This is a genomic window from Streptococcus pseudopneumoniae, from assembly GCF_038148955.1.
GTDB lineage: Bacteria > Bacillota > Bacilli > Lactobacillales > Streptococcaceae > Streptococcus > Streptococcus pseudopneumoniae_T.
In genome coordinates this window covers 1-3,171 of the sequence record NZ_JBBJZY010000045.1, presented here as the reverse complement: position 1 = coordinate 3,171, position 3,171 = coordinate 1, and the positions used below count along the sequence as shown (strand labels likewise).

The 3,171-nt window shown below is 43.6% G+C and carries 2 protein-coding genes and 1 pseudogene; all 3 read left to right on the top strand.

What is annotated here, in order from left to right; all coding sequences use genetic code 11:
• Positions 1–511: pseudogene (gene ply / locus WKI23_RS09360) on the top strand (cholesterol-dependent cytolysin pneumolysin); the annotation flags it as partial.
• A 9-nt stretch (positions 512–520) separates the two neighbouring features.
• Positions 521–1,267 (top strand): peptidoglycan recognition family protein, encoded by a 747-nt coding sequence (locus tag WKI23_RS09355; RefSeq protein WP_368079732.1) that lies wholly within the window; start codon positions 521–523, stop codon positions 1,265–1,267.
• A 15-nt stretch (positions 1,268–1,282) separates the two neighbouring features.
• Positions 1,283–3,171, top strand: a 1,889-nt coding sequence (locus tag WKI23_RS09350) for a YSIRK-type signal peptide-containing protein (RefSeq protein WP_368079731.1), incomplete at its 3' end; no start/stop codon positions are given.

The following is a 3,171-nucleotide window of genomic DNA, read 5'->3' as shown; positions in this document are numbered from 1 at the left end:
TGTAACAGGCAAGGTGGATATGGTAGAGGACTTGATTCAAGAAGGCAGTCGCTTTACAGCCGATCATCCAGGTTTGCCGATTTCCTATACAACCTCTTTTTTACGGGACAATGTAGTTGCGACCTTTCAAAACAGTACAGACTATGTTGAGACTAAGGTGACAGCTTACAGAAACGGAGATTTACTCTTGGATCATAGTGGTGCCTATGTTGCCCAATATTACATTACTTGGGATGAATTATCCTATGATTATCAAGGTAAGGAAGTTTTGACTCCTAAGGCTTGGGACAGAAATGGGCAGGATTTGACGGCTCATTTTACCACTAGTATTCCTTTAAAAGGGAACGTTCGCAATCTCTCTATCAAAATTAGGGAGTGTACAGGACTTGCCTGGGAATGGTGGCGTACGGTTTATGAAAAAACTGATTTGCCACTAGTGCGTAAGCGGACGATTTCTATTTGGGGAACGACTCTTTATCCTCAGGTAGAAGATAAGGTAGAAAATGACTAGGAGAGAAGAATGTTTGCGATAAAAAGAGTGAATGGCGATTTGTTTTCAGGACTTATCACAGATGTGGATGAGGAAATCATGAATAGCGATCAAAATCGCCTTGATATTGATACTATTGTCATCCATCATAATGGTGGGCTGAGTGATGAGGGGGCCAGAAGTACTTGGTATGTCTCTACAGGTCATGGCACATCTGCTCACTATCAGGTGACTCCTGATAAGATATGGGGGTGTGTTGGTGAAGAGAGTGTTGCTTATCATGCTGGCAACTATGAAGTCAATCAGCGTTCGATTGGCATTGAACACTTAAATAATCGTGGGGAACCTGACTGGACTATTGCAGAGGAAACTTACTGGAACTCAGCACGTTTGATTGCAGATATTTGTAATCGTTATAATTTGCCAATCAATCGTGAGACCATCCATCCTCACCAGGAATTTACTGCTACAGATTGCCCTGGTGGGATTGATCTAAATCGACTCATCCAGATGGCAACTGAGATTCTTTCTGGCGATAGTTTCCAAATGTCAAAAGAGGAACAGCCACGAGATGGGAATGGAGAGTATCTAGTGCGTGTGGTGGATGATGATCTTTACATCCGAACAGGTCCAGGTCTGGCTTATCCTGACCAAGGCTTTTGTCCTCTTGGGACTTTTACGATCATGCAGGTAGAAGAAGCAGACGGCTATACTTGGGGCTTGTTGAAGTCGGGCAGGGGCTGGATCGCACTAGACTATACAGAAGAAATCAAATAGAAAAAGGAAGAAAGAATGAAACAAAAACATGAAGGAAACCACAAAGGGGAAAAGGTTTTTCGTTATTCGATAAGGAAGTACCACTTTGGCGCTGCCAGTGTTGCTGTTGCGGCGCTGATGTTTTTTGCCAACGGGACAGTACAGGCACAAACACCTGAGATTTCCCCAGCGACAGAGAGTGGAACGACTAGAACCAGCGCCCTTGTAAGCGATTCCTCGGGGGGGGTATCTGAAGAGCTAAGTGAAAAAACTCCTGATACAGACCCTAGTCAGCCCGAGCCATCTAAGCAAGGTAATCAAGAAAATCAAGAAGTTTCAAATAAAAACAAGTCTCTAGTAAAAGATAGCGAAGAAGGCAAGGGAGAAAAACAAGCAGAGGTAAACCGTCCTACTGTGGATAAGTCACTTGCCGAGTCTGCACAAACCAGTCTACAAGCTTTACTTGCCAATCTGACACTGGACTCTATGAAAGAACTCCACGCTCGTGTAGAAGCAGGTCTAGCACAAGCTAAGGCTGTTCTTGAGAATCCAAACTCCAGCCAAGAGGAAGTCAATGCCCAAGTTCAAGCTATGAAAACCTTGACTGAGGAGGTCAACAAGGCCTTGGCAGGCGGACTCACATCCCCAGCTGATCTTGGAGAGGGAAGAAGTGCGACTCAGAGTGAACCAAGCTCGAGTCCTAGACGGGGGCGACGTGGTAGAAAACCGCAAACTCCTCCTACAGCACCAGTAGAAAATCAAGAAACCAAGGAAACGGCGGAGGAAGCTACAGACTACACAAATGGTTCAGGTAGCTATCCTTTATCGGACAAAATCCATAAACTCCTCCAAGAACTGAAGACCAGCACTGAAAATCCAGAACAAGTCCAAAAACTCAAGGAATCCTATGATAAACTCAACGAAGCATTGGGGCAATCAGACAATGGTCTTGTAGATGATGCCGTCTTTAATGCTGCACTTGAGGAGTATAAAAAGGCTGCTCACCTAAAGAAAGATGAGGAAGGAACTGGAGGAACTAGGAGCCGTAGAAGTGTTTCTGGACTGGTCTATGGGTTAGCTACAGGAAGTCCGGGAAGTGAGAAGAGATACAGGAATAGAGACGGCAGTGAAAAAGATAGTGTAGCGTTATTGAATTCTTCTGATCTAGATGATGCACCCCTGAAGTTTATTGCTACCGTAGAAAATGGAGGAATTCGTGAATTTTCATTAAAAGGATTTCCAGAAACAGATGCCTCTGGTAGAAAATGGGCTACTACTACTGTAACTTATTCTGGTGATAGAAAGAGAGCGATTATAAAAGTTACAGGTAAGACACCAAAATCTATTTACGGACTATATAATGTAACACCACAAGTAACCTTAGATAGTGGAAATGTACAGAGTAAACTGCAGCAGATTAGATACCAGCTTCCAAAAGCGGAATTTGATTTATCTCCGACGGGTTCAGGGCATACAGCTCAACAAGATGCGGAGGGTAAAGCCAAAGCTACGGGGAATGACAGACCTATATTCCAAGTAAAAATACCTACACCACCAGGTGGGAGAATTAAATCTACCAATATTCCTGCTAAAGGTCAGATAAAAGTGTTCTTGGTTCGAGGCGGAAGTAATCAAAAATTTGGTAATACAGAAACTTCAGCTACTGGTTATGATATTGTCGCGTGGGCACTCATAGGGGAACTAGGAACGGGGTATATTGTTCCACCTCAATATAAAAAAGAGTCCATAGGTGATCAAACATTGCGCTTGGTTACTGCTTACGTTCAACAAAATACAGAGAACATAGTCAGCGACGACTTTGTTTCTCCTCTTTCTACTGATTCCATTACGCCGACCAATCCGATTGATAGAGATGGGGCTAAACAAACACTGACGCAGAAAGCGACAGATAAGAAGAACGGTTT

Excerpts from the sequence above, each read along its gene's own strand:
- WKI23_RS09355 (WP_368079732.1), top strand. The coding sequence starts at position 521 with ATGTTTGCGATAAAAAGAGTGAATGGCGATTTGTTTTCAGGACTTATC.